The following is a 21,991-nucleotide window of genomic DNA, read 5'->3' on the forward strand; positions in this document are numbered from 1 at the left end:
CCATCGTTGGAAGCGGATCGAGAACAAACGACCCCCAAGCCGTAGATCTACGGTGGGCGGGTTTGGTTAACGAAAGGTTAACCGCGGGCGATCGCACCAATTGACCTCAGGAATGCCGCGAAGCCGCCGCGATTGGCGGCGGATGCGAATTGATGCGAACCTATCTCGCGCCGGATCACACCGTCCGGTAGCCGCCGTCCACCATCACGATCGTTCCCGTGACATAGGCCGACAGATCCGACGCCAGGAAGATCGCGGGGCCGACGATGTCCTCGGGCTTGCCGGTGCGCGCCAGCGGGGTGTGATCGACGAAGGCCTGCACCAGCGCCGGATTGGTCGCGCGCACATTGGCGTTGATGTTGGTCTCGATGAAGCCGGGCCCGATCGCGTTGACGCGCACGCCTTCCTTGCCGAGCTCGACGGCGAGCGCCTTGGTGAAGCCGAGCACGCCGTGCTTCGAGGTGGTGTAGGCCGCCGAGCTCGGCGTGCGCAGATGCACGAAGGACTGGATCGAGCCGATATTGACGATGCGGCCCTTGCTCGCGCGCAAGGGCGCGAGGAACGCCTGCGTCACGTTGAAGACGCCATTGAGGTTGAGCGAGATGATGTCGTTCCAGTCCTTCGCCACCGTTTCGGTCTCGGCGGTGAAGGCGTTGCGACGGGTGATGCCGGCGTTGTTGACGAGGATCGAGACCTGCCCGACCTTGTCGGCGACTTGCTTCGCCAGCGCAAAGCAGTCCTCGCGCCTGACAACGTCGAGCGCAAAGCTCTCGGCCTTGCCGCCGGCTTTGCGGATCTCCTCCGCGGCTTCCGCGACGGTGTCGGCATTGACGTCGAGCAGCACCACTTGCGCGCCTTCCCGCGCGTAGCCGGCCGCAATGGCCCGGCCGATGCCGGAACCGGCGCCGGTGACGACGGCGATGTGATTTGCGAGCAATGCCATGACAGTTTCCTCCCGTTTTCTTTTCGAAGTTTCACGAAAAGCTAACTCGAAATTAAGGGGTCGGAAACGGCGGCCTTGGCATACTGATCTTCATTGCTAAACGTTGCGCGCATGATGGAACGGCTCGAATCTTGGAAACTCGCTCTGGAACGGCCGCGGTCGGCGCAGTCGGCCAACTGGGCCGAGGCCGGCCGGATCGTCGCTGAGATCGTGCGGATGAGCACGGACGTCACGCTGCGGCAGGCGGCGGAGCAGGCGCTTCCCGTGCTGCGCCAGGCCGTGGACAATGACGATCACAGCGTCACACTGGCGGCGCAGCGCCGCATCGGTGTGGTGCTCGAGGTCATTCATGATCTGAGCGCGCCGCGCTTCGGCCGCCGCAACGCCATGCCGAAGAAACTGTCGAGCGAAGACCGCGCCCGCAAGGTGCTCGGCCTGCCGCTCGCGGTGCAGCTCACCTGCGAGGACATCAACCGGGCCTATCGCCGCGCCGCCAAGGGCATGCATCCCGACCACGGCGGCAGCACGGAGGCCTTCATCGATCTCGCCGCCGCGCGCGACATCCTGATCCATCCCGGCGCGCACAAGGACGTGTGAGGGTCAGCGTCCGTTGACACAAACACCAACAACAAAACCGGGCAAGGACGCTGGTCCTTGCCCGGTTCTTCGTCCGCCGATCGAAATCTTACCAGGTGCAGCTACCGCTCTTGAGCGCGGCGTCCTTCACCGCGAGGGCGTCAATGAAGGTCGGCACGCTCGCGCTGGCGCGATGATAGCCGGCCGGCCACGGCGTCGTCGGAATGCTCTCGTCCCAGATCTGGCAGAAGCCGCTGTCCTGCCAGCGGATCAGGTGATAGCTGGCTTCGGCAGGGCTGGCGGAGACGAACGCAGTGACGGCGAGACCGGCGGCAGCGCACAGCATGGAAATACGACGCATGATCAGCTCCTCAAAATGAAAGATGGATGCGCCTCCCGACAATGACGGGGAGGGATGGTGCGGGACGCGCTTGGCAGGCGCCCCGGACAAGATGTGAGTAGTTCCGCCTGCCAACGAGGTTCAAAGCAGGGCCGCGGAAAGTGCGTGAATTTCGGCCGCAAAACGCAGGCGCCGCCCGCAAAAGCAAAGGGCGGATCGCCTGCGCGACCCGCCCTTCGAACTCGATCCGTCGTGCCGTGCTCAGAGCGTGCAGCGGCGCTCTGTGCGCATCTTGATCTGAACGTCGGAGGCCTGCTGGAAGGTCGGGAACGGTTTGCTGACCACCTTGTAGGTCGATACGCCGAACTGGAACGGCTTTTGCTGAAGGTCCTCGTTCCAGATCTGGCAGATGCCGGTGTTGTCCCAGCGGATCACGTAATAGCCAACCTTGGCCGAGGCGGGCACGGCGAACACGGAACTGGCGATGCCGGCAACGGCACAGAGGGCGAGAACGCGACGCATGAAGTATCTCCTTTGGGGATGTGGGATGCGAAAATTCGTGCGGTAAAAGCAAGCCCTTTGCAAGCCGGGGGAAGCGGCCGTTCACGGACATGTCAGGTGCAGCCGGCAATTTGGTTTGCCTGCGTGCCCGTCGGGTCACACGTAGCAGGTTCACGGTGATAACGAGGCCACCGCCTCGATCTCGATCAGCATCTTCGGATCGGGCAGCGCCTGCACCACGCAGGTGGTGCGTGCGGGATACGGCGGCGGGCCGAAGGCGCCGGCATAGAGCGCGTTCATGGCGGCGACATCGCCGGCGCGGGTCAAGAGCACGTTGACCTTGACGAGGTCGCCGAACGTCGCGCCAGCTTCGTCCAGCACGCGGCGGATGTTGACGACGACGTTGGCGAACTGCGCCTCGAAGCCGTCGGGCAGCGCGCCATTCGCATCGAAGCCGGGAATGCCGGAGACAAACAGGAGATCGCCGACGCGGGTGGCAAAGGACAGCGGCGGCGCCTTGACGTGCGGCGGGGGTGCGAAATGTTGGATCGGCATGGGATCACCTCGGGGATGGTCGCTGACGGATGAGCGTAGCGGCAGGCAAGGGCTTCTCAAAACACAAAGTGCGAAAACAACCCCATGCACAGTAGAAAAGATGAGGCTTGTCAATGCGTTCTGAAAATCGGAATTGGATGTTGCTCCGTCGGGCAAAACAGGGGCAGAATGGCATGATTGGCGATGGGGTAGCTCAAGGCTCTGCCGTCATGCCCGGGCTTGTCCCGCCTGCGCGGCCCAGGCCGCTTCGGCGAGGCGAAGGCCCGGGGCATCCACGTTCTTTGCGCCGAGAGGAAGACGTGGATGGCCGGGTCAAGCCCGGCCATGACGCTGCGGCGACACGGTGCGCAACGCGAGCTCGTATGAGACTACGCTGTGTGACCCGTCGTCTCCCCACGTCTCACCTCCGCCTCCATCATGTTGCCGCCGCGATCGATCGGATAGATTCGTCGCATCTGATTCGAATCCTGCCTTGAAAAATAGCCCACGGAGACACCCATGAAGCTCGCATCCACCGTCAGCGCCGCGCTCGTCGCCATCGCCGCTCTTGCCGGCCTCTCGACTGCGGCGCAGGCCGACAGCGGCTTCGTGACGCTGACGATCTACAAGGCGGGCTGGATCATCGGCGGTTCCGGCGGCTCGGGCGTGCTCAACTTCCGCGGCCGCACCTACGGGCTCTCCACCGGCGGTCTCGATTACGGCCTCGTCTTCGGCGGCTCGAAGACCGTGCTGCGCGGCCGCGTCTCCAACATCAACCGTCCCTCCGACGTCGCCGGCGTCTACGGCGCCGCCGGCGCCGGCATCGCCGTCGGCTCCGGCGCCCGCGCCATCGTGCTGACCAACCAGAAGGGCGCCGTGCTGGAGCTGTCGGGCACGCAGGTCGGCCTGATGGCGAATGCCGATCTCAGCGGGCTCGCGATCACGATGCGGTAGCAGACGGTGCCGTAGGGTGGGTTAGCCGAACGCTTAACCCACCTCTTTGGTTTCCGCAGGAGCAGAAGTGGTGGGTTACGCTGCGCCAACCCACCTACGAATACGGCCTACGCGCTCACCATCGCATGAATCCGGCCGCAATGCGCGACGAGGTTGGCGTGCGCATCGACGAAGGCCTTCAGCGGCGTCGGGATCGGAAAGTACTAAATGTTGGCGATGAAGCCGTAGATGCCGGCATCGACGCTCGTCGGCGCCGCGCCATGCACGAAGCCGGCCGCCGGCACGATCTCCGCCAGCGCCTGCAGATCGGCGAGCCCTCGCGCGTAAGCCTGCTCGGGCGTGTAGCGGCCAATGCCTTGGAAATGATACCGCTGCGCGTTGGTGGCCTTGGCCTTCTCGAAGCCGGCAGCGTCGATCTGCGGATGCTGCGCGATGAAGGCATCGCGGAACGCCGGATAGAAGCGCTCGTCCTTCCAGCGCGAATAGGACATCACCCAGTAGAGATCGTCCAGCATGCGCGTGACGAAATGGTTGGTGCGGCGCTGGTCCGGTGACAGGCCGGCATCGATCGAGAGGCGATATTTCGCGGTCGCGTGCGCGATGATGGTCTCGCTGTCGCCGATGGTCTCAAAGTCGTCGATGATGTAAGGCAGTTGCCCGCGCGGCGCCGCTGAGGCATCGAAGACGTGCTCGTGCACGAACGGCACGCAAGCGAGCTTGAGGAACGCGTAGACCTTGAGGCCGTAGCCGTTGTTGTCGGCGACGCCGAACAGTTCCGGGTAGGAGTAGAGGGTCAGCATCGTTGCGCCCCTTAGCGGGTTGGTTCCTTGGCGCGCGTCTCGGTCGTAACCGCCTGCGCAGGCTTACTGGCGCGGATCATCAGGAACGATCCGGAATACCCCGACACGCGCCAGCGCCCGTCGATCTCGGTCGCGTCCGCGTTCACCGTGCCCTCATAGGTGACGCGGTCGTAGCCGAAGCCGGGCGGGTCGTAGCGCTTGACGAAGGAGACCGCGCTGCCGGAGCGATGACCGGCAATCCAGGAATTGTGCGTGCTGAGCGGGCAGCCCGGCATCATGCAGGGCTCGGTCACGCTCCCGCCGAGCGCGCCCCCGGTCTCGACCAGCGTGGCCGTGAACGTGATCATTCCGACACCCGGCTGGATGTAGCTGCCCTCCCAGACGCCGGTCAGATTGTCGCTCATCGCGGTGGTGTCCTGGCTTATGCCGGCCCATGATATCGGGGACGTCCACCTCAGTCGTATCGCCGCAGCCGCAGGCTTGCAACCGTCGCGGGCTACGGACGCGACGTGGCCGTGAACACCGCCAGTTGCGCAGCGAATGCCCGCCTGAAGGCAGGCCGCGCCTCGCCGCGGGCGACATAGGCGGCGATGTCGGGAAATTCGTCCAGCAGACCCGACGTGTTCAGCCGCCGCAGCACCGTCACCATCATGAGATCGCCGGCGCTGAACGCGCCGTCGAGCCAGTCGGCACCACCGAGGCGGCGAGAGAGCTCGCCGAGCCTGACGCGGACGCGCTCGTGCAGCATGGGCAGGCGCTTCGTACCAGTCCTTGTCGCGCTCGAACAGCATCGCCATGGTGAGCTCGACGATCGGCGGCTCCATTGTGCTGACCGCGGCGAACATCCACGCGATGGCGCGGCTTCGTGCGTTCGGCTCACTCGGCAGCAGCCCGGCATGACGCTCGGCGATATGGAGCACGATCGCGCCGGATTCGAACAGCGCGAGATCGCCGTCCTCATAGGTCGGGATCTGCCCAAACGGATGCAGCGCGAGGTGCGCCGGCGCCTTCATCGCGGCGAAGGAGAGAAGGCGAACGTCATAGGGCTGGCCGACCTCCTCCAGCGCCCAGCGAACCCGCATGTCGCGCGCCTGCCCGCGGCCGCGGTCGGGGGAGTTTTCGAAGGCGGTGATGGTGGGCATGGGATGGCTCCGGGGTGATCGTTTCCAGAGGACGAACGACGGATGCGGGCTGCCGACAGACTGTGTGCAAAATATCGGTGGTGGTGCCCCGGACGCAGTGCAGCGCTCCGCCATTTGCGGCGTGATGCGCTGCAGAGCCGGGGCCCATGACGAACGCGTGCCGGAGCTTCTGGGGCCCGGGTCTGCGCTACGCTTGCCCGGGACACGAGAGCAGATGCAATTCGGCAAGTGCCGTTCAGGGTGCGCGACCAATCCACTTCGCCAGCTCCCGCCACGGCTCCAGCGTCCAGCTCCCCGACGCAGCCCCCGATGGCGACGACAACACGAAAATCTCCGGCAAGCTTTGATCCCGAATCTGCCGCCCCAGCGCAATCCCGCGCGACGGCCTGCCGTAAAACAAGCTCGCCGCCTTCTTGCTCGTGAACGCAATCGTCCGCGGCCGGTACTTCTCCATCTTCGCCCTGAAGCCCGATAGGTCGATCGCTTCCGCCGCGATCTGGTGATCCATCCCGGCGCCCGTCTTGCAGAGATCGGTGAAGCCGATCCCGAGCTCGATCAGCGCGGCAAACTCGCTTGGCTGATAGCGCCGCGGCGTGATCCCGGCCTCATGGATCGCGCGCCAGAAGCGGTTGCCGGGATGGGCGTAGTAGTGCCCGAGTTCGGCAGAGCGCGTCGAGGCGGCGGTGCCGACGAAGACGAGACGGAGGTTGGGACAGAGCTGGTCGGGGAGGCGATGGAGGTCGAGCGCGGGCAAATCATCTATCCGCAGATTTTAGGTCGCATGAGCGGCAGCTGTGTGCCAGGCAATTGTCAATCCGAGATATCGCTTTGCTCATCCGGACTACGCTTTCTACGATAGATCTACCCTTGGCGTAGCGCGCAACGACCGAGTCATATCCGCTTCATAGATTGCGCCGGTGCAACGGCCGGTCAGAAGATCGAGGGCAAACGGCACCCACGCATCTCCGATCGGAGTCCATGCTTCGCCGGTAAGCTCGGTTTCAACAACATTGATATCGCGGAAGCTATCCCACGAGATCCGCGGACTCCTCCATCGCGAACCATCTGACCGAACAGCGTTGAAGCCGACGAGACCTTGGAAAAGGACGAGCCCAAGAGCTGGTACGGGAATTGCTCGCTGAGTATCACTGGCAAGGTGCTCTCGAATCGCGCGGTGCCCCGGATCGATAATAAAGGTCTCGCCCCAAGCGACAACGATCACGTCCGTCCCGTTGGGGTGGTCAAACACATTGGTATAATCGGACATGCCACCGAGGAAATTACCGATCCACGGCTCGGACATCTTTGGATAGAAGCGAACAACCAAACCTTCACGAAACTCGCTATCGCCACGTTCTGTGAACGATACGGCAGGCGGGCCGTAAGGTGGTAGTCCTGGCAATACTTCAAACCGCATGGACTGTTCGCATCGTGTTGCGACTTTCGGGACGACAATGTCGTCCCGAAACCCCCAGACGCCCTCACAACACCCGATTACTCTCCTTCACCTTCTCCGCATCCAGATACAAGCTCTCGCCCATCTCCTTGAACTTCGCGCTCATCTTCGCCATGCCGTCCTCCGCGGTGCCGCTCATCGACATGCCCACGCTGTTCGGATCGTTCAGCGTCGCCGCGTAGTCCCGCACGTCCTGCGTGATCTTCATCGAGCAGAATTTTGGGCCGCACATCGAGCAGAAATGGGCGACCTTGTGGGCTTCCTTCGGCAGGGTCTCGTCGTGGAAGTTCTTCGCGGTATCAGGATCGAGGCCGAGGTTGAACTGATCGGTCCAGCGGAATTCGAACCGCGCGCGCGAGAGCGCGTCGTCGCGCAGTTGCGCGGCGGGGTGGCCCTTGGCGAGGTCGGCGGCATGGGCGGCGATCTTGTAGGTAATGACGCCGGTCTTGACGTCGTTGCGATCGGGCAGGCCGAGATGCTCCTTCGGCGTGACGTAGCAGAGCATGGCGCAGCCGAACCAGCCGATCATGGCGGCGCCGATGCCTGACGTGATGTGGTCGTAGCCCGGCGCGATGTCGGTGGTCAGCGGTCCAAGCGTATAGAACGGCGCCTCGCCGCACTCCTTGAGCTGCTTGTCCATGTTGATCTTGATCTTGTGCATCGGCACGTGGCCGGGGCCTTCGATCATGACCTGGCAGCCCTTGTCCCACGCGATCTTGGTGAGCTCGCCGAGCGTCTCCAGCTCGGCAAACTGCGCGCGGTCGTTGGCATCGGCGATCGAGCCCGGACGCAGGCCGTCGCCGAGCGAGAACGAGACGTCATACTTGCGCATGAGATCGCAGATCTCGTCGAAATGCGTGTAGAGGAAGCTCTCCTTGTGATGCGCCAGGCACCACTTCGCCATGATCGAGCCGCCGCGGCTGACGATGCCGGTGACGCGGCTGGCAGTGAGGTGGATGTATTGCAGGCGCACGCCGGCGTGGATGGTGAAATAGTCCACGCCCTGCTCGCACTGCTCGATCAGCGTGTCCTTGTAGAGCTCCCAGGTCAGCTTGACGGGATCGCCGTTGCACTTCTCCAGCGCCTGGTAGATCGGCACGGTACCGATCGGCACCGGCGAGTTGCGCAAAATCCATTCGCGCGTGGTGTGGATGTTGCGGCCCGTCGAGAGGTCCATCACGGTGTCGGCGCCCCAGCGGATCGCCCACACCATCTTCTCGACCTCTTCCTCGACCGACGAGGTCACGGCCGAGTTGCCGATGTTGGCGTTGATCTTGGTCAGGAAGTTGCGGCCGATGATCATCGGCTCGAGTTCACTGTGGTTGATGTTGGAGGGGATGATGGCGCGGCCGCGCGCGATCTCGTCGCGCACGAACTCCGGCGTGATGAAGGCGGGCACCGATGCACCAAAACTCTCGCCGTCGGCAAGAGCTGCTTCCGCGCGCTCGAGCTGCTGCTTGCGGCCGAGATTTTCGCGGGCGGCGACGTAGATCATCTCCTTGGTGACGATGCCGGCGCGGGCGAATTCGAGCTGGGTGATCTTGTGGCCGTCGAGGCCGCGCAGCGGCTTGTGATAGGCCGAGAAGGCGCGCGCGGCCTTGTCGGTGGAGACGCTGCCGTTGTCTTCCGGCTTGATCTGGCGGCCCTCATATTCCTCGACGCCGCCGCGCTCCAGCACCCATTGCTTGCGATGGCGGGCAAGGCCGGCGTTGACGTCGATGGTGACGGACGGATCGGTGTAGGGGCCGGAGGTGTCGTAGACCGGCAGGTTGGGCTCGCCCGCGCCTTCGGAGAGGATGATCTCGCGCAAGGGCACGCGCAGATCGGGCGCGGCATCGGGCGAGGCGAAGATCTTGCGCGAGGAGGGAAGGGGGCCGGTGGTGACGGCGGGCACGGTCTTGTCGGGATTGGAGCGGATGTTCATGGGGATCCTCCGGTTTAATTCGTATGTGTGTGCGTCTGGGCGACGCTGATGACGTCTTGCTCCGTCATTGCGAGCGCAGCGAAGCAATCCAGAAATGCTTCCGCAGAAGCAGTCTGGATTGCTTCGTCGCAAGTGCTCCTCGCAATGACGAGTGGTGAGAGCGGAGCGAGCATCATGCAGCCTCCTTCGACAGGCCGAGCCATTGCCGCACGCGGGCATCGGGATCGGGGTGTTGCGTGACGTCCGAGACCACCGCGATCGAATCTGCGCCGGCGGCGAAGATCTCGGCGGCGTGCTCGAACTTGATGCCTCCGATCGCGACCAGCGGGATGTCGCCGATGCGCTGCTTCCATTCCGTGATCTTTGGAATGCCCTGCGGCTCGAAGCGCATGGACTTCAGCGTCGTGAAGAAGATCGGGCCGAGCGCGACGTAATCGGGCTTTGCCGCGAGCGCGGTCGCGAGCTCTGCGTCGTCATGGGTGGAGATGCCGAGCGACAGCCCGGCCTCGCGGATCGCCTTGAGGTCCGCTTCGGCGAGGTCCTCCTGGCCGAGATGCAGATATTTCGCGCCGGCGACGACCGCCGCGCGCCAATAATCGTTCACGACCAGCTTGGCCTGCGTGCCCTTGGTGATCGCCAGCGCATCGGTGACGACCTGCAGCGCGTCGGCGTCGTTGAGCTCCTTGGCGCGCAGCTGGATGGTGCCGACGCCGAGCTTGGTCAGCCGCTCGACCCATTTGAGGCTATCGACGACGGGATAGAAGCGATCAGGATACGGCATGCCAGAAGGGTGTCCCGACGACAGGGGTTGAGGGGGAGGCGAAATCGCGAGAATTCATCAGCCCGGCTTCGTAAGCGGTGCGGCCGGCCTCACAGCCGAGGCGGAAGGCATTCGCCATCGCGACGGGATCGGCGGCTTTGGCGATGGCGGTGTTGAGCAGCACGGCGTCATAGCCGAGCTCGAGCGCGTGGGCGGCGTGGCTCGGCGCGCCCAGGCCGGCGTCGACCACCAGCGTGATGTCGGGGAGGCGGTCGCGCAAGAGCTTCAGTGCGTCGCGGTTGATGATGCCCTTGGCGCTGCCGATCGGCGCTGCCCACGGCATCACCACCTTGCAGCCGGCATCGACCAGGCGGTTCGCGACCGAGAGGTCCTCGGTGCAATAGGGAAACACTTCGAAGCCGTCCTTGATCAGGATGGTCGCGGCTTCGACCAGGCCGACGACGTCGGGCTGCAGCGTGTCGTTGTCGGCGATCACTTCCAGCTTGATCCAGGACGTGCCGAACAATTCGCGGGCGAGCTTGGCCGTGGTGACGGCTTCCCGCACGGTGCGGCAGCCGGCGGTGTTCGGCAGCACGGTGACATCGAGCTCGCGGATCAGCTTCCAGAACGCATCGCCGGTCTTGCCGCCGGCGGATTCGCGCCGCAGCGACACCGTGACGATGCTGGAGCCGGAGGCGCGGATCGCCGCCTGCATGATCGCGGGGGATGGATAGAGCGCGCTGCCGATCAGCAGGCGCGAGGCGAAGGTCTTGCCGTAGAAGGTCACCATGTCGGTGTTTCCTTGAATGACGGTGTCAGCCCAAATGTCGTTGTTATCCCCGCGAAGGCGGGGATCCAATACGCCGCGGCGGAGCGGCTGGAAACCTGAAGCCGCGGCGTACTGGATCGCCCGGTCAAGCCGGGCGATGACAGCGGAGCGTGGAGCGACATCACCTCACCCTCCCTGCCGCGGCGTGATGATCTCGATCTCGTCGCCGGCTTTCAGCTGCGTCTCCGCCCAGCGGCTTTTCGGCACGACGTCGTAGTTCAGCGCGATGGCGAAATGGCTGCCCTCGTAGTCGAGCTCGCTGAGCAGCGCGTCCACGCTGGCGGAGTTCACCTCGCGCTGCTCACCGTTCACGATCACGCGCATTGCATCACCTCATTGTCGATCTGGCCGCGCTGGACATAAGCGAGCGTCAGCTCGGCGAGAACAGGCGCGAGCAGGAAGCCATGACGGTAGAGCCCGTTGACGCTGATCCGGCCGCCGCGGACGCCGATGCGCGGCAGGTTGTCGGGGAAGGCCGGACGCAGGCCCGAGCCGAATTCGACGATGCGGGCCTCGCCGAACGCGGGATGCACGGCATAGGCGGCACCTAACAGCTCCAGCGCGGAGCGGACGCTGACGCCGGTGTCTTCCGCCTCGATCGAGGTCGCGCCCAGCATGAACAGGCCGTCCTCGCGCGGGATGACGTAGAGCGGCCAGCGCGGATGGATCAGCCGCACCGGGCGCGACAGCTGCACCTCGTCCGTCTCGATCAGGATCATCTCGCCCTTGACGCCGCGCAGCTCGCTTTGCTCGTCGCGCGCAGAAAGACCGCGGCAGTCGATCACGATGCCGTCCAGATCCTTGGCGGCGACATCGCTGGAGAACTTGATGGTGCCGCCGGCAGCCTTGATGCGCTCGTGCAGCTTGGGCAGCACGCGGCGCGGCTCGACATGGCCTTCAGTCGGAAAGAACAGCGCGTCGCGGAAGCGGCCCTCCAGCGACGGCTCCAGCGCGGCGAGGCCGGCGGCATCGAGCCGCTGGTGGCCCTCGGTCATCCGGGCGAAGCGCTCGAAATCGTTGCGCTCGCGCGGATGGGCGACGACGAGCGAACCGTTGAACGGCGTATCGGGCAGCTCGCGCCGCCAGATATCGAGGGAGCGCAAGCCGAGGCGGCTGATGATGGGCTCGGCGACCTCGGCCTCGCAATAGGGCGCGAGCATGCCGCCGGCCCAATGGCTGGTGGCATCGGTCATCGCGGCGTCACCGCGCTCGTGTAGGGTCACGGCATGGCCGGCCTGCGCGAACAACAACGCCTGCCAGGCTCCGGCAATGCCCGCGCCGATGATGGATACCGGTGAATCCGGTCGCTTGGTCGTCTGCAACATCCCTGTCCCTTCGCCGGCATGACCCGGATCAGGTTCAAAGGGTCACCGCGGTCCCGGGCGTTATTGCCCGTTTAGCGGTATCTCAGCTCCTCCTCGGAGCACCCCTCGGAACGGCTCTAATGTATGCCAGTGACGGACGGTGTCAACGCGTACGGCTCGTCATGCCCGGGCTTGTCCCGGGCCTCCACGTTCTCGCTGCCCGAAAGGCCGTGGATGGCCGGGACAAGCCCGGCCATGACGGCGATCATTGACCGGGAACCTGCGCCCGCGCGTTGCGGACGCGTTGCGCCAGCTTGCGGTGCGACGGCGCGCCGAACATCGGCTGCGGGTTGCCGTTCGGCTCGAGCCAAGGCTGGCCGAAATTGCCCTGACCCATATTGGTCTCGCCCATATTGGCGACCTGCACCATCTCCTGGCGCTGGCGCTTTGCAGCGTAGTAATAGCCGCCCGCGAAATAACGCACGGCTCGGGCGTGGTCGCCATTGGCGGCGCGGTAGGCGCCGGCGAGGTACTTCACGGCATAGGTGAGGTTGGTGTTGGGATCGCGCAGGCCGGCGGCATCGCCGGTGTAGCCGACGCCGCGGGCGGTCGCGAGCTTGATCTGCATCAGCCCGATGGTGCCGCCGCGGCCGACGAGGTGCGGCTGATAGCGGCTCTCGCGCATGATGACGCGGTGCACCAGCGCTTCCGGCACGCCATTGGCACGCGCATGGGCCGCGACCATCTCGGCGTATTCGGCCTCGCCGGCGAAGACGGCCTGCGGCAATGTCAGTGCGGCCGCGAGCAGCGCGGCAATGCGTAAAATCTTCATCGAAATGTTCCTCGGTCGAACGGACCTGCACCCTTGTGCGTTAGGCCGTGGGAAGACGGCGATGATGTGGCGAAAAGTCGCCGGCGGCGATTTTCGCCGAGCGGTCGCTTTTACGACTTAAACCCGAGTCACGATCCGAACCGGTGGTGCGCGTCGACGCGACAGCAGGTTTGTCCCTTCGCGCATCCGCCCAAAAATCGCTCTTCGAAAACAGCATTTGGGAGGACGTCCATGACCCGAGCAGACATCGGCGACATCCCCAAGCAGAACCCCTGTGCGCAATGTGGCACACCGATCCCGTTCCCTGACTGGATCGAGCCGGGCGAAGGACGCGTATCTTATCTTTGGGCCTGCCAGGCCTGCGGCTATCGCTTCGAGGCGGTGGCGATCTTCGAGCGCGAGGCCATCGCGCATCCGCCGCTCGCGGCTTGATTACGCCGCCAGCCGCGGCTCCTGCCAAACCGGCAATTGCATCCGCACGATCAACCCGTGCGGGGCGCGATCGTGTAGCGACAGCTCGCCGCCATGGGCGAGCGCGATCGCGCGCGCGATCGACAGGCCGAGCCCGAAGCCAGTGGACTCGTCCATCGTGCGCGCATCGTCGCCGCGCACGAACGGCTCGAGCATTTCCTGCTTGCGCGCATCCGAGATGCCGGGGCCGTCGTCCTCGACGTCGATGACGAGCGTGGTGCTGGAGACGTCGAGGCGGATCGTGACCTCGGCGCCGAAGCGCACCGCGTTCTCTACGAGGTTGGTGACACCGCGATGCAGGTCGTCGGGCCGCGCGGCGGCGGTCGCGGAGGCCGGTCCCTCGTAATGCACGACATGGCCCATGTCACCGAACTGGTCGGCGACGAGCTGGAGCGTGCTGGCGATGTCCACCAGCGTCACCGCCTCGACCTTGCGGTCGTTGCGCAGCAGCGACAGCACCGATTCCAGCATCGAGCGCATCTGGTCGAGGTCGATCAGCATGCGCTTGCGGTTGCCCTCGTCCTCGATGAACTCGGCGCGCAGCCGCAGGCGCGTGATCGGCGTGCGCAGGTCGTGGCTGATCGCGGCGAGCATCCGCGTGCGGTCCGACATCAGCCGCGCGATGCGCTCCTGCATGCGGTTGAGTGCGCGCGCCACCGAGCGGATCTCCTCCGGGCCGCGCTCGGGCAGCGGCTCGGCGGCGCCGTCAAGACTGAAATTCTCCGCGGCCCTGGCGAAGGACGACAGCGGCGCGGCGAGCGCATAGGCCGCCCACAGGCCGAGCATGGTGACGCTGATCAGCGCGAACAGCAGCGTGATCATCCACGGTCCGCCCCAGAATCGCGGCGGACGGGGGCCGTGCTCGACGCGGCCCGCGATCATGGTGCCGTCAGATAGTTCGACCGCGACACGCTGCGCGCCGTCCTGCGGCGCCAGCGCGACCACCCTGTACTGGGGACTAAGATGCCGTCGCACATTGCGCAGGTGGGGACTCTCACGATCGGCGGCGAGGGCGGCCGTTTCCGGCGCGAGGATCTCGATGTTCGCTTTGGGAAACGCGCGAGCGATATCGGCGAGAAGGCGCGGCCGCTCGCCTGCATCGGCACCGTTGAGCAGCAGGGCGGCATCGGCCAATTGGTGCGCACTGTCGGGCGGCTCGGCGCGGTCCGGCCGGCTGATCAGGAAGCTCGCGGTGAGGATCAGATGCAGCGCGACGATCGAGGCCACCACCAGAGCGGCGATCTGCCCGCCGATGCTCTTGAGGTGGAAGAAGCGGAACGGCATCATGACGGCCGTTCCTCAGCTGCTCAGGGGCGCGGTCACCGCTTCGGGACTTGCCGCTTCGGTTCGCGGCGTGAACAGATAGCCGCCGGAGCGCACCGTCTTGATGATGGTGGGGTCGGACGGATTGGGCTCGATCTTGCGGCGGATGCGGCTCACCAGCACGTCGATGGAGCGCTCGAACGAGCCGGTGTTGCGCCCTTGCGTGAGGTCGAGCAGGCTGTCGCGCGACAGCACGCGACCGGGCCGCTCGCAGAACGTCCTCAGCAGATCGAACTCGGCGCTGGTCACCGCGACGCGCGCGCCTTCGGGATTGCGTAGTTCGCGCATGCGCAGATCGATACGCCAACCTTCGAAGGCAAGCGTGGAAGCGCCTTCGATCGAGCTCGCCGCCTGAGCCGCGGCCTGGCGGCGCAGCACCGCGTTGATGCGGGCGAGCAGCTCGCGCGGGTTGAACGGCTTCGGCAGATAGTCGTCCGCGCCCATCTCCAGGCCGACAATGCGGTCGACGTCCTCGCCGCGCGCGGTCAGCATGATGATCGGCGTCTGCGACTCCGCGCGCAGCTTGCGGCAGAGGCTGAGACCGTCCTCGCCCGGCAGCATGACGTCGAGGATGATCAGGTCGACGCGATGGTCGGCCATCGCGCGCGACATCTCGCGGCCGTCGCTCACGGCGGTGACGTTGCAGGCGTTGTTGCGCAGGTATTTCGCAATCAACGTCCGGGTTTCGCGGTCGTCCTCGACGACCAGGATGTTGGGATTGGGAATGGTCATGCGCTTTGTTTGTCCAAGATTTGGGCCGAATGGCGAAGAATTTTGTTTCAGGATGTTTCTGGAGGTCTTGCCGCAATGCCGGGACACGACCGGGCCGTGGAGCGGCAAGTTCTCGTTAAGGCCGTAAACCATACCGTGGCGCCGCTCGCGACGAAACCCGCAAGATCCACGGAGCCATCATGACCTCGATTTCGGCGGCCTCCGCCGGCAGCCACCAATCGCCGCTGCAGCGGCTACAGCAGGAGTTGCAATCGCAAGTCTCCGCCGGCACGATCTCGTCGTCGGACCAATCCGCGCTTTCGACGGCGCTGACCGACATCGACACCGCACTCCAGCAGAGCCGCGCGAGCGACCAGTCGCGCGGCACGCGGCCCTCCAAGGACGAGATGCAGTCGAAGATCGACGACCTGATCTCGAACGAGGTGTCGAACGGGACGCTGACCGCCGACCAGGCCGAGGAGCTGAAGAGCGTGTTTCAGTCCGCCTTCGCCAGTGGCCCGGGCGGGGCGGGTGGCCCCGGTGGAGCTGGCGGTCCCGGTGGAGCAGGCGGACCGCCGCCGGGCCCGCCGCCGGACGACAGCTCTTCGGATTCTACGACGACATCGTCGACCAGCAGCACGTCGACCGGGTCCACGACGGCCGAAATACTCCAGCAATTCCTCCAGGCGCTCCAGCAGTCCCAATCGTCGGCGTCGTCCTACGGCGCGAGTGGCAGCGCGTCGAGCGGCTCGAGCTTCTCCGCGCTGCTGATCGACTACAAGAGCTGACCCCGGGCGACGCCAGGTCGGCGCGTGTCCTCGCCGCGATCATGCTTCACCCAGGGCGCATGATCGTCGGCGGGGAACCGTGCGCCGCAAAATGTTCCTGAGTGACGCAGGAACATCTCCCACTCGATATCGCGCTCGCGCAAAGCGCGACGAAATTGCCGCGCACAAGGAACTGCGCGTGATCAGCGCTGTTTTCTCCGCACGAGTTTTTTGCTGAAGGAGAGGACAACATGATGAAGTCGATCGTTGCCGGCCTCGCCGGCACTGCCCTGCTGACGACCGTTGCGTTCGCGCAATCGCCGCCCGCCACCACCGACAAGGCGGCCCCTGCGGCCACCACCGCCACGACGACGTCCACGACCGCGTCCGGCCAGTGGCGTACGTCGAAGATGGACGGCCTGAAGGTCTACAATGAAGCCAACGAGAACATCGGCACGATCAACGACCTGCTGATGGACAAGAACGGCGACATCAAGATTGCCGTGATCGGCGTCGGCGGCTTCCTCGGCATGGGCGAGCATCTCGTCGCCGTGCCCTATGAGAAGCTGAAGTTCGTCAACGAGGCCGTCGCCTACACCGGTACCGGCGCGAACCCGGGTGCCAAGCCCGCGGCGACCACCACCACGGGCGCTGCGACCGGCACCGACAACAAGCCGGCTGCGACCTCGACGTCGTCCACCTCGAAATGGTACCCGGACCACGCCGTGTTCAATGCCAGCAAGGACGAGCTGAAGAACATGCCGCAGTTCAAGTACTCGGAGTAATGCGGCTCGACTGACGACCCAAACGACGGGCGCCCGGTTTTCACCGGGCGCGCTGTCGCGTCTTTCACCTCGCATGCGGTCATGCCCGGGCTTGTCCCGGGCATCCACGTTCTTGGCGAGCCTAGGAAAGGCGTGGATGGCCGGGACAAGCCCGGCCATGACGCTGTGGAAGCTTCGGTAGCTCAACACCCTAGGCTTGCAAACGCTCAGTGCGTCACCAGCGGGCAGCCGCCCTTGTCGAGCGGCCGGAAGGCCTCGTCGCCGGGCACGGTTGCGATCAGCTTGTAGAGGTCCCACTCGCCCTTGGATTCCTCGGGCTTCTTGACCTCGAACAGATACATGTCGTGGACCATGCGCCCGTCGATGCGGATCTTGCCGTTCCTGGCGAAGAAGTCGTTGACCGGCGTCGCGCGCATCTGCTCCATCACTTTCGGCGCGGCGTCGGTCCTGATGGCGTCGATCGCCTTCAGATAGTGCATAGTCGCCGAATAGAGCCCGGCCTGGATCATGGTCGGCATGTGCCCGACCTTGTCGTTGAAGCGCTTCGAGAAGGCGCGCGTCTCGTCATTCATGTCCCAGTAGAAGGCGTCGGTGACGATCAGGCCCTGCGTCGCGTTGATGCCGAGCGCATGGGTGTCGGTGATCTCCTGCAGCAGGGCGATCATCTTCTGGCCGCCCTGGGTCAGGCCGAATTCGGAGGCCTGCTTCAGCGCATTGGTGGTGTCGCCGCCGGCATTCGCCAGCGCGACCACCTTGGCCTTGGAGGCCTGGGCCTGAAGCAGGAACGACGAGAAATCCGACGAGTTGAGGGGATGGCGGACCTCGCCGAGCACCTTGCCGCCGCTCTCCTTGACGACGTTGGCGGCGTCGCGCTGCAGCGCCATGCCGAAGGCATAGTCGGCGGTGACGAAGAACCAGGTATCCTCGCCGCGCTTCACCATGGCCTTGCCGGCGACGTTCGACAGCGCATAGGTGTCGTAGGTCCAATGCACGGTATTGGGCGAGCAGGCGACGCCGGTGATGTCGGACGAGCCGCCGCCGGAATTGATGTTGATCCTGTTCTTCTCGCGCGTCAGCGCCGAGACCGGCAGCGCGACCGAGGACGTCGGCACGTCGAAGATCGCGTCGACCTTGTCGTTGTCGTACCAGTTGCGGGCGATGTTGACGCCGACGTCGGGCTTGTTCTGGTGATCGGCCGCGACGACCTGGACCGGCTTGCCCGCGACCCTGCCGCCGTAATCGGCTACGGCCATCTCGACCGCGACGAGCGAACCCTTGCCGGTCGCGTCCGCATAGAGGCTCGACATGTCGGTGAGCACGCCGATCTTGACGACATCGTCGGAGATCTGGGCCTGCGCCGCGCCTGACGTCGCGGCGAGGGCGAGGCCGGCCGCGACGGCGGCGATGAGTTTTTGCATGGTTGTTGCTCCCTGTGTGTTGTTGTTGGGGCGTTGTTTGCGGGAGAAATCCTAACGTCTAACCGCAGCCGCAGTTAAGCGATCCGCGCCGTAGCAGAATGCAAAATAAGAGGGGGCGGGTGATGTTTCCGGGAGAAGGAGCAGTATCTCAAAGGCACGATGCCCGTTGCTGCCACCTTCTCACAAGGGGAGAAGGAGGAACGTGTCGCTCAGCCGCCCTTGAGCCGTTCGTTGCGCCGGCGCAAGGCTTCCAGCGTGGCGAGGAGGATGACCGAGACCGTCGTCAGGATCACCGCCGCCGCCGTGATGGTCGGGCTGATGTTCTCGCGGATGCCGCTGAACATCTCGCGCGGCAATGTGCGCTGCTCGGGACCTGCCATGAACAGCACGATCACGACCTCGTCGAAGCTGGTCGCGAAGGCGAACAGCGCGCCGGAGGCAAGGCCCGGCAGGATCAGCGGCAGGATCACGCGGCGGAATGCGTAGAGTGGCGAGGCACCGAGTGAGGCGGCGGCGCGCGCCAGATTGGTGTCGAAGCTTTGTAGTGTCGCACCGACCGTGATCACCACGAAGGGCGTCGCCAGCGCGGTGTGGGCCAGGACCAGGCCGAGATAGCTGCCCGTCAGCCCGATCGGGGCGAAGAAGAAATACAGGCCGACTGCGGTGATGACGCCGGGCACGACCACTGGCGACAGCACGAAGGCCAGCACCAGCGGCTTGAACCGGCTCTTCCACTGCGCCAAGCCCAGCGCGGCGAGCGTGCCGAGCACCATGGACAGCGCCGTCGAGGCGACCCCGATGATCAGGCTGTTCTTCAACGCATTCATCCAGCGCGGCGAGTTGATGAAGTCGTCATACCAGCGCAAGGAGAGGCCCGGCAACGGATAGGTCAGGTACGAACCCGAACTGAAGGACAGCGGCATGATCGCAAGGATCGGCGCGATCAGGAAGATGAACACCAGCGTGGAGACGATGATCGTCGTGCTCCACGCGATGCGCTGGCTGGGCGTGCGAAGGGAAGACAGATCGCTCAATTCTTCATGCCTCCGGTGACCTGCTGTCCCTGCACCAGCTTGCCATAGACGAGCGCGAGCAGAACCGTGGCCAGCAGCAGCACCGCGCCCAACGCCGAAGCAAGGCCCCAATTGGCCGTCTCGGTCGTGTAGAGCGCGATGAAGTAGCTGATCATCTGATCGGCGGCACCGCCGACGAGGGCCGGTGTGATGTAGTAGCCGAGCGCCAGGATGAAGACGAGCAGGCTTCCCGCACCGATGCCGGGCAGGGTTTGCGGCAGGTAGATGCGCAGGAAAGCTGTGACCGGCGGCGCCCCGAGCGATGCGGCGGCACGCATGTAGGCAGGGGAGATCGCCTTCATGCTGCTGTACAGCGGCAGGATCATGAACGGCAGCAGCACGTGGGTCATCGCCACGCAGACACCGAAGCGATTGTAGATCAGGCGCAAGGGCTCGTCGATGATGCCAAGCCAGTGCAGGCTGTCGTTGACGACGCCCTTGCTCTGCAGCAGCACGATCCAGGCGCAGGTGCGGACCAGAAGCGACGTCCAGAACGGCAAGAGGACGAAGATCATCAGCAGGTTCGACCGGGCGGGCGGCAGCGTCGCCAAGAGGTAGGCGACCGGGAAGCCGAGGATCAGGCAGAGTACGGTGACGCTGAGGCTGATGAGGAAGGTGCGGGCGAAGACGTTGCGATAGATCGCCTGATCCGGCGGGGCCGAGACGATCGCGCCGTCCGCGTTCCTGACGAGGTCAAGGGCGGCCAGCAAATAGAAGCTGGTCACGGGACCACCGGCGTCCCTGATCGCGGTCCATGTCGCACGTTCGCGCCAAGCCGGGTTGATCCTGGTCAGCGTCTCCTTCGCCGTTCCTCGTTCCGGCGCGCCCTTCAGATTGCGGCCCGTGCTGGTCAGGATGGTGCGAAAGCCGTTGAGTGCGTAATTGAGCCGCTTGGCTGCGACGGCGAGGGTGCCGGCGGCGCGTGCCGCCTGGATATCACTTACCAGCGCAGCAAAGGCCTCCTCATCCGGCAGGTTCTTGCCGTCCCAGCCGGCGAGAGCAGCGATGGTGTGAGGCAGGACCTGACGCACGTCCCTGTCTTCCACCGAGCGCCACAGCATACCGGCGATGGGCCCGGCAAAGGTGAAGAGCAGGAAGACGAGCAGCGGCAGGATCAGCCCAAGTGCCTTGAACTGACGCGCGCGCTCGACGCGCTTCAATTGTCGTTTCAGCGGCATTTCGATCGACGCGTTGGCGCTGGTCGCGGACGGGGCGGTCATCGGGCGAGTCTCTGTGGGGAAAGGCCTGAGCAAACGCCTCGTCCTTCGAGACGACCGCTTCGCGGTCTCCTCAGGATGAGGCTCTCTGGCGTCGCTGCCTGCAAAGTCGCTGCCACAGACTCAGACCTCATCCTGAGGGCCCGCCATAGGCGGGCGTCTCGAAGGATGCGCCGCGCGGGAGCCATCCACCATCCTCTACCTGCTCTAGGCGTCGGTTGCTCGCGCGCTACTTCGCCGCCCATTTGTTGAAGCGCTCGGTCAGGCGATCGATGTTCTCGAGCCAGAAGCCGACGTTGATCTCGACCGCGTTCTTGATGTTGTCGGGCGCGGTCGGCAGATCCTTCAGAACGGCAGGCGCGAGCCGTCCCGCTGCGTCCTTGTTCGAGGTGCCATAGGCGATGTTCTCCGACAGTTTCGACTGGTTCTCCGCCTTGCCGACGAAGTCCAGGAACTTGTAGGCCGCGTCCTTGTTCGGGCTGCCCTTCAGGATGACCCAGCTGTCGATGGTGAACAGCGCGCCGTCCCACACCATGCCGAAATTCTTCTTCTCGTTCTTGTTCGCGGTGTCGATGCGGCCGTTGTAGACGGAGGTCATCGCCACTTCGCCGGAGGCGAGCAATTGCGGCGGCTGGGCGCCGGCCTTCCACCAGACGATGTCGCCCTTGATGCTGTCCAGCTTCTTGAAGGCGCGATCGATGCCTTCGTCGGTCGCCAGCACCTTGTAGACGTCGTTCGGCGCGACTCCATCGGCCATCAACGCGATCTCCAGCGTGGTCTTCGGGCCCTGGCGCAAGGCGCGCTTGCCCGGAATCTTCTTGGTGTCGAAGAAGTCGGCCCAGCCTTTGGGGGCGTCCTTCAGCTTGTCCTTGTCGTAGCCGAGAACGAAATCGTAGAGGATGGCGCCGACGCCGCATGGATTGACAGCTGGCGGGATGTAGGCGGCCTCGCCGCCGATCTTCGAATAATCCAGCTTCTCGAACAGGCCTTCTTCGCAGCCGACCGCGAGCTCGTCGCTTTCGACCTGGACGACGTCCCAGGTGGCGGCGCCGCCCTGCACCTTGGCGCGCAACACGCCGACGCCGCCATCCCAGGATTCGTCGTTCATGGGAAGGCCGGAGGCCTTCTTGAACGGCTCGAAATAGACCTTCTTCTGGGCCTCCTGATACGCGCCGCCCCACGATACGACGGTGAGGTCACGCGCCTGCGCGGCGCTCGCGAGCGCGGCGCCGGCGCTCAATGCCGCGGCCAAGCCCAGAGCAATCTTGCCAATCTTGCGCTTCAGCATGGTTTTGTCCCTTCTCTATCTAGTTGCGTTGAAATTGGTGCTG

At 64.9% G+C, this 21,991-nt stretch carries 24 protein-coding genes, 2 pseudogenes and 1 riboswitch; of the genes and pseudogenes, 5 read left to right on the top strand and 21 right to left on the bottom strand.

Features of this window, described 5'->3' with window-relative positions; translation table 11 throughout:
* Positions 1 to 175: 175 nt before the first annotated feature.
* Entirely contained in the window at positions 176 to 943 is a 768-nt protein-coding gene (locus tag LPJ38_RS14035; protein WP_145634915.1) for an SDR family NAD(P)-dependent oxidoreductase, read from the bottom strand.
* Positions 944 to 1,054: 111 nt separating this feature from the next.
* Here LPJ38_RS14035 and LPJ38_RS14040 point away from each other — a divergent pair, with 111 nt between their 5' ends.
* Positions 1,055 to 1,540: a J domain-containing protein gene (locus LPJ38_RS14040; RefSeq protein ID WP_145634912.1), complete on the top strand. Its 486-nt coding sequence runs from the start codon at positions 1,055 to 1,057 to the stop codon at positions 1,538 to 1,540.
* A gap of 88 nt (positions 1,541 to 1,628) precedes the next feature.
* Here the strand turns inward: LPJ38_RS14040 and LPJ38_RS14045 are convergent, their stop codons facing one another.
* From LPJ38_RS14045 to LPJ38_RS14055, 3 genes are all read right to left on the bottom strand, one after another.
* Positions 1,629 to 1,880, bottom strand: coding sequence for a hypothetical protein (locus LPJ38_RS14045; RefSeq protein ID WP_145634909.1), 252 nt, complete (start codon positions 1,878 to 1,880; stop codon positions 1,629 to 1,631).
* A gap of 240 nt (positions 1,881 to 2,120) precedes the next feature.
* The gene (locus LPJ38_RS14050; RefSeq protein ID WP_145634905.1) at positions 2,121 to 2,381 is read right to left on the bottom strand and encodes a hypothetical protein; all 261 of its coding nucleotides are present in this window, start codon (positions 2,379 to 2,381) and stop codon (positions 2,121 to 2,123) included.
* Between the two features lie 150 nt (positions 2,382 to 2,531).
* A complete protein-coding gene (locus LPJ38_RS14055) occupies positions 2,532 to 2,915 on the bottom strand; it encodes a RidA family protein (RefSeq protein WP_145634902.1) in 384 nt (127 codons plus the stop codon).
* Positions 2,916 to 3,413: 498 nt separating this feature from the next.
* On the opposite strand from LPJ38_RS14055, the gene LPJ38_RS14060 reads away from it, so the two are divergent.
* The gene (locus tag LPJ38_RS14060) at positions 3,414 to 3,848 is read left to right on the top strand and encodes a hypothetical protein (RefSeq protein WP_145634895.1); all 435 of its coding nucleotides are present in this window, start codon (positions 3,414 to 3,416) and stop codon (positions 3,846 to 3,848) included.
* A gap of 107 nt (positions 3,849 to 3,955) precedes the next feature.
* Here LPJ38_RS14060 and LPJ38_RS14065 read toward each other — a convergent pair.
* The 11 genes and pseudogenes from LPJ38_RS14065 to LPJ38_RS14115 all read right to left on the bottom strand — a co-directional run bounded on the left by LPJ38_RS14065 (position 3,956) and on the right by LPJ38_RS14115 (position 12,895).
* A pseudogene (locus LPJ38_RS14065) lies at positions 3,956 to 4,648 on the bottom strand (glutathione S-transferase C-terminal domain-containing protein).
* A gap of 11 nt (positions 4,649 to 4,659) precedes the next feature.
* Positions 4,660 to 5,052 carry a hypothetical protein gene (locus LPJ38_RS14070; RefSeq protein WP_145634892.1) on the bottom strand — a complete coding sequence of 131 codons (393 nt, stop codon included), beginning with the start codon at positions 5,050 to 5,052 and terminating at the stop codon, positions 4,660 to 4,662.
* A 92-nt stretch (positions 5,053 to 5,144) separates the two neighbouring features.
* A pseudogene (locus LPJ38_RS14075) lies at positions 5,145 to 5,790 on the bottom strand (glutathione S-transferase family protein).
* A 235-nt stretch (positions 5,791 to 6,025) separates the two neighbouring features.
* Positions 6,026 to 6,544: a mismatch-specific DNA-glycosylase gene (locus tag LPJ38_RS14080; RefSeq protein WP_145634887.1), complete on the bottom strand. Its 519-nt coding sequence runs from the start codon at positions 6,542 to 6,544 to the stop codon at positions 6,026 to 6,028.
* A gap of 96 nt (positions 6,545 to 6,640) precedes the next feature.
* Entirely contained in the window at positions 6,641 to 7,207 is a 567-nt protein-coding gene (locus tag LPJ38_RS14085; RefSeq protein ID WP_145634883.1) for a hypothetical protein, read from the bottom strand.
* Positions 7,208 to 7,271: 64 nt separating this feature from the next.
* Positions 7,272 to 9,170: a phosphomethylpyrimidine synthase ThiC gene (gene thiC, locus LPJ38_RS14090; RefSeq protein WP_145634880.1), complete on the bottom strand. Its 1,899-nt coding sequence runs from the start codon at positions 9,168 to 9,170 to the stop codon at positions 7,272 to 7,274.
* A gap of 172 nt (positions 9,171 to 9,342) precedes the next feature.
* A complete protein-coding gene (locus tag LPJ38_RS14095) occupies positions 9,343 to 9,951 on the bottom strand; it encodes a thiamine phosphate synthase (RefSeq protein ID WP_145634877.1) in 609 nt (202 codons plus the stop codon).
* The gene (locus tag LPJ38_RS14100; protein WP_145634874.1) at positions 9,938 to 10,720 is read right to left on the bottom strand and encodes a thiazole synthase; all 783 of its coding nucleotides are present in this window, start codon (positions 10,718 to 10,720) and stop codon (positions 9,938 to 9,940) included. Before LPJ38_RS14100 ends, LPJ38_RS14095 begins: the two co-directional genes overlap by 14 nt.
* Before the next feature lie 165 nt (positions 10,721 to 10,885).
* Positions 10,886 to 11,083 (bottom strand): sulfur carrier protein ThiS, encoded by a 198-nt coding sequence (gene thiS / locus LPJ38_RS14105; protein ID WP_008556150.1) that lies wholly within the window; start codon positions 11,081 to 11,083, stop codon positions 10,886 to 10,888.
* Positions 11,074 to 12,084 (bottom strand): FAD-dependent oxidoreductase, encoded by a 1,011-nt coding sequence (locus LPJ38_RS14110; RefSeq protein ID WP_145634872.1) that lies wholly within the window; start codon positions 12,082 to 12,084, stop codon positions 11,074 to 11,076. Before LPJ38_RS14110 ends, thiS begins: the two co-directional genes overlap by 10 nt.
* Positions 12,072 to 12,200: riboswitch (TPP riboswitch) on the bottom strand. (Overlaps the previous gene by 13 nt.)
* A gap of 128 nt (positions 12,201 to 12,328) precedes the next feature.
* Positions 12,329 to 12,895 carry a lytic transglycosylase domain-containing protein gene (locus tag LPJ38_RS14115; RefSeq protein ID WP_145634869.1) on the bottom strand — a complete coding sequence of 189 codons (567 nt, stop codon included), beginning with the start codon at positions 12,893 to 12,895 and terminating at the stop codon, positions 12,329 to 12,331.
* A 231-nt stretch (positions 12,896 to 13,126) separates the two neighbouring features.
* Here LPJ38_RS14115 and LPJ38_RS14120 point away from each other — a divergent pair, with 231 nt between their 5' ends.
* Entirely contained in the window at positions 13,127 to 13,327 is a 201-nt protein-coding gene (locus tag LPJ38_RS14120) for a hypothetical protein (RefSeq protein WP_008556166.1), read from the top strand.
* On the opposite strand, the gene LPJ38_RS14125 is transcribed toward LPJ38_RS14120, so the two are convergent.
* Both LPJ38_RS14125 and LPJ38_RS14130 read right to left on the bottom strand, forming a co-directional pair.
* A complete protein-coding gene (locus LPJ38_RS14125; protein ID WP_145634866.1) occupies positions 13,328 to 14,653 on the bottom strand; it encodes an ATP-binding protein in 1,326 nt (441 codons plus the stop codon).
* A gap of 12 nt (positions 14,654 to 14,665) precedes the next feature.
* Positions 14,666 to 15,421, bottom strand: coding sequence for a response regulator (locus LPJ38_RS14130; RefSeq protein WP_145634863.1), 756 nt, complete (start codon positions 15,419 to 15,421; stop codon positions 14,666 to 14,668).
* A gap of 179 nt (positions 15,422 to 15,600) precedes the next feature.
* On the opposite strand from LPJ38_RS14130, the gene LPJ38_RS14135 reads away from it, so the two are divergent.
* Both LPJ38_RS14135 and LPJ38_RS14140 read left to right on the top strand, forming a co-directional pair.
* Positions 15,601 to 16,188, top strand: a complete 588-nt coding sequence (locus LPJ38_RS14135; protein ID WP_145634860.1) for a hypothetical protein — start codon at positions 15,601 to 15,603, stop codon at positions 16,186 to 16,188.
* A 230-nt stretch (positions 16,189 to 16,418) separates the two neighbouring features.
* The gene (locus LPJ38_RS14140; RefSeq protein WP_145634857.1) at positions 16,419 to 16,952 is read left to right on the top strand and encodes a PRC-barrel domain-containing protein; all 534 of its coding nucleotides are present in this window, start codon (positions 16,419 to 16,421) and stop codon (positions 16,950 to 16,952) included.
* 206 nt (positions 16,953 to 17,158) lie between these two features.
* Here the strand turns inward: LPJ38_RS14140 and LPJ38_RS14145 are convergent, their stop codons facing one another.
* The 4 genes from LPJ38_RS14145 to LPJ38_RS14160 all read right to left on the bottom strand — a co-directional run bounded on the left by LPJ38_RS14145 (position 17,159) and on the right by LPJ38_RS14160 (position 21,948).
* Positions 17,159 to 18,370, bottom strand: coding sequence for an ABC transporter substrate-binding protein (locus tag LPJ38_RS14145; protein WP_145634851.1), 1,212 nt, complete (start codon positions 18,368 to 18,370; stop codon positions 17,159 to 17,161).
* A 209-nt stretch (positions 18,371 to 18,579) separates the two neighbouring features.
* On the bottom strand, positions 18,580 to 19,404 hold the full coding sequence (locus tag LPJ38_RS14150) for an ABC transporter permease (protein ID WP_167520504.1): 825 nt from the start codon (positions 19,402 to 19,404) through the stop codon (positions 18,580 to 18,582).
* Entirely contained in the window at positions 19,401 to 20,663 is a 1,263-nt protein-coding gene (locus LPJ38_RS14155; protein WP_145634849.1) for an ABC transporter permease, read from the bottom strand. Before LPJ38_RS14155 ends, LPJ38_RS14150 begins: the two co-directional genes overlap by 4 nt.
* Positions 20,664 to 20,889: 226 nt before the next feature.
* Complete coding sequence (locus LPJ38_RS14160; RefSeq protein WP_145634846.1) at positions 20,890 to 21,948, bottom strand: ABC transporter substrate-binding protein; 1,059 nt, start codon at positions 21,946 to 21,948, stop codon at positions 20,890 to 20,892.
* Between the last annotated feature and the right edge of the window lie 43 nt (positions 21,949 to 21,991).

The sequence above is a fragment of the Bradyrhizobium daqingense genome (assembly GCF_021044685.1).
In the GTDB taxonomy this organism is placed as follows: Bacteria; Pseudomonadota; Alphaproteobacteria; order Rhizobiales; family Xanthobacteraceae; genus Bradyrhizobium; species Bradyrhizobium daqingense.

Excerpts from the sequence above, each read along its gene's own strand:
- LPJ38_RS14035 (WP_145634915.1), bottom strand. The coding sequence starts at position 943 with ATGGCATTGCTCGCAAATCACATCGCCGTCGTCACCGGCGCCGGTTCC.
- LPJ38_RS14040 (WP_145634912.1), top strand. The coding sequence starts at position 1,055 with ATGATGGAACGGCTCGAATCTTGGAAACTCGCTCTGGAACGGCCGCGG.
- LPJ38_RS14045 (WP_145634909.1), bottom strand. The coding sequence starts at position 1,880 with ATGCGTCGTATTTCCATGCTGTGCGCTGCCGCCGGTCTCGCCGTCACT.
- LPJ38_RS14050 (WP_145634905.1), bottom strand. The coding sequence starts at position 2,381 with ATGCGTCGCGTTCTCGCCCTCTGTGCCGTTGCCGGCATCGCCAGTTCC.
- LPJ38_RS14055 (WP_145634902.1), bottom strand. The coding sequence starts at position 2,915 with ATGCCGATCCAACATTTCGCACCCCCGCCGCACGTCAAGGCGCCGCCG.
- LPJ38_RS14060 (WP_145634895.1), top strand. The coding sequence starts at position 3,414 with ATGAAGCTCGCATCCACCGTCAGCGCCGCGCTCGTCGCCATCGCCGCT.
- LPJ38_RS14070 (WP_145634892.1), bottom strand. The coding sequence starts at position 5,052 with ATGAGCGACAATCTGACCGGCGTCTGGGAGGGCAGCTACATCCAGCCG.
- LPJ38_RS14085 (WP_145634883.1), bottom strand. The coding sequence starts at position 7,207 with ATGCGGTTTGAAGTATTGCCAGGACTACCACCTTACGGCCCGCCTGCC.
- thiC (WP_145634880.1), bottom strand. The coding sequence starts at position 9,170 with ATGAACATCCGCTCCAATCCCGACAAGACCGTGCCCGCCGTCACCACC.
- LPJ38_RS14095 (WP_145634877.1), bottom strand. The coding sequence starts at position 9,951 with ATGCCGTATCCTGATCGCTTCTATCCCGTCGTCGATAGCCTCAAATGG.
- LPJ38_RS14100 (WP_145634874.1), bottom strand. The coding sequence starts at position 10,720 with ATGGTGACCTTCTACGGCAAGACCTTCGCCTCGCGCCTGCTGATCGGC.
- thiS (WP_008556150.1), bottom strand. The coding sequence starts at position 11,083 with ATGCGCGTGATCGTGAACGGTGAGCAGCGCGAGGTGAACTCCGCCAGC.
- LPJ38_RS14110 (WP_145634872.1), bottom strand. The coding sequence starts at position 12,084 with ATGTTGCAGACGACCAAGCGACCGGATTCACCGGTATCCATCATCGGC.
- LPJ38_RS14115 (WP_145634869.1), bottom strand. The coding sequence starts at position 12,895 with ATGAAGATTTTACGCATTGCCGCGCTGCTCGCGGCCGCACTGACATTG.
- LPJ38_RS14120 (WP_008556166.1), top strand. The coding sequence starts at position 13,127 with ATGACCCGAGCAGACATCGGCGACATCCCCAAGCAGAACCCCTGTGCG.
- LPJ38_RS14125 (WP_145634866.1), bottom strand. The coding sequence starts at position 14,653 with ATGATGCCGTTCCGCTTCTTCCACCTCAAGAGCATCGGCGGGCAGATC.
- LPJ38_RS14130 (WP_145634863.1), bottom strand. The coding sequence starts at position 15,421 with ATGACCATTCCCAATCCCAACATCCTGGTCGTCGAGGACGACCGCGAA.
- LPJ38_RS14135 (WP_145634860.1), top strand. The coding sequence starts at position 15,601 with ATGACCTCGATTTCGGCGGCCTCCGCCGGCAGCCACCAATCGCCGCTG.
- LPJ38_RS14140 (WP_145634857.1), top strand. The coding sequence starts at position 16,419 with ATGATGAAGTCGATCGTTGCCGGCCTCGCCGGCACTGCCCTGCTGACG.
- LPJ38_RS14145 (WP_145634851.1), bottom strand. The coding sequence starts at position 18,370 with ATGCAAAAACTCATCGCCGCCGTCGCGGCCGGCCTCGCCCTCGCCGCG.
- LPJ38_RS14155 (WP_145634849.1), bottom strand. The coding sequence starts at position 20,663 with ATGACCGCCCCGTCCGCGACCAGCGCCAACGCGTCGATCGAAATGCCG.
- LPJ38_RS14160 (WP_145634846.1), bottom strand. The coding sequence starts at position 21,948 with ATGCTGAAGCGCAAGATTGGCAAGATTGCTCTGGGCTTGGCCGCGGCA.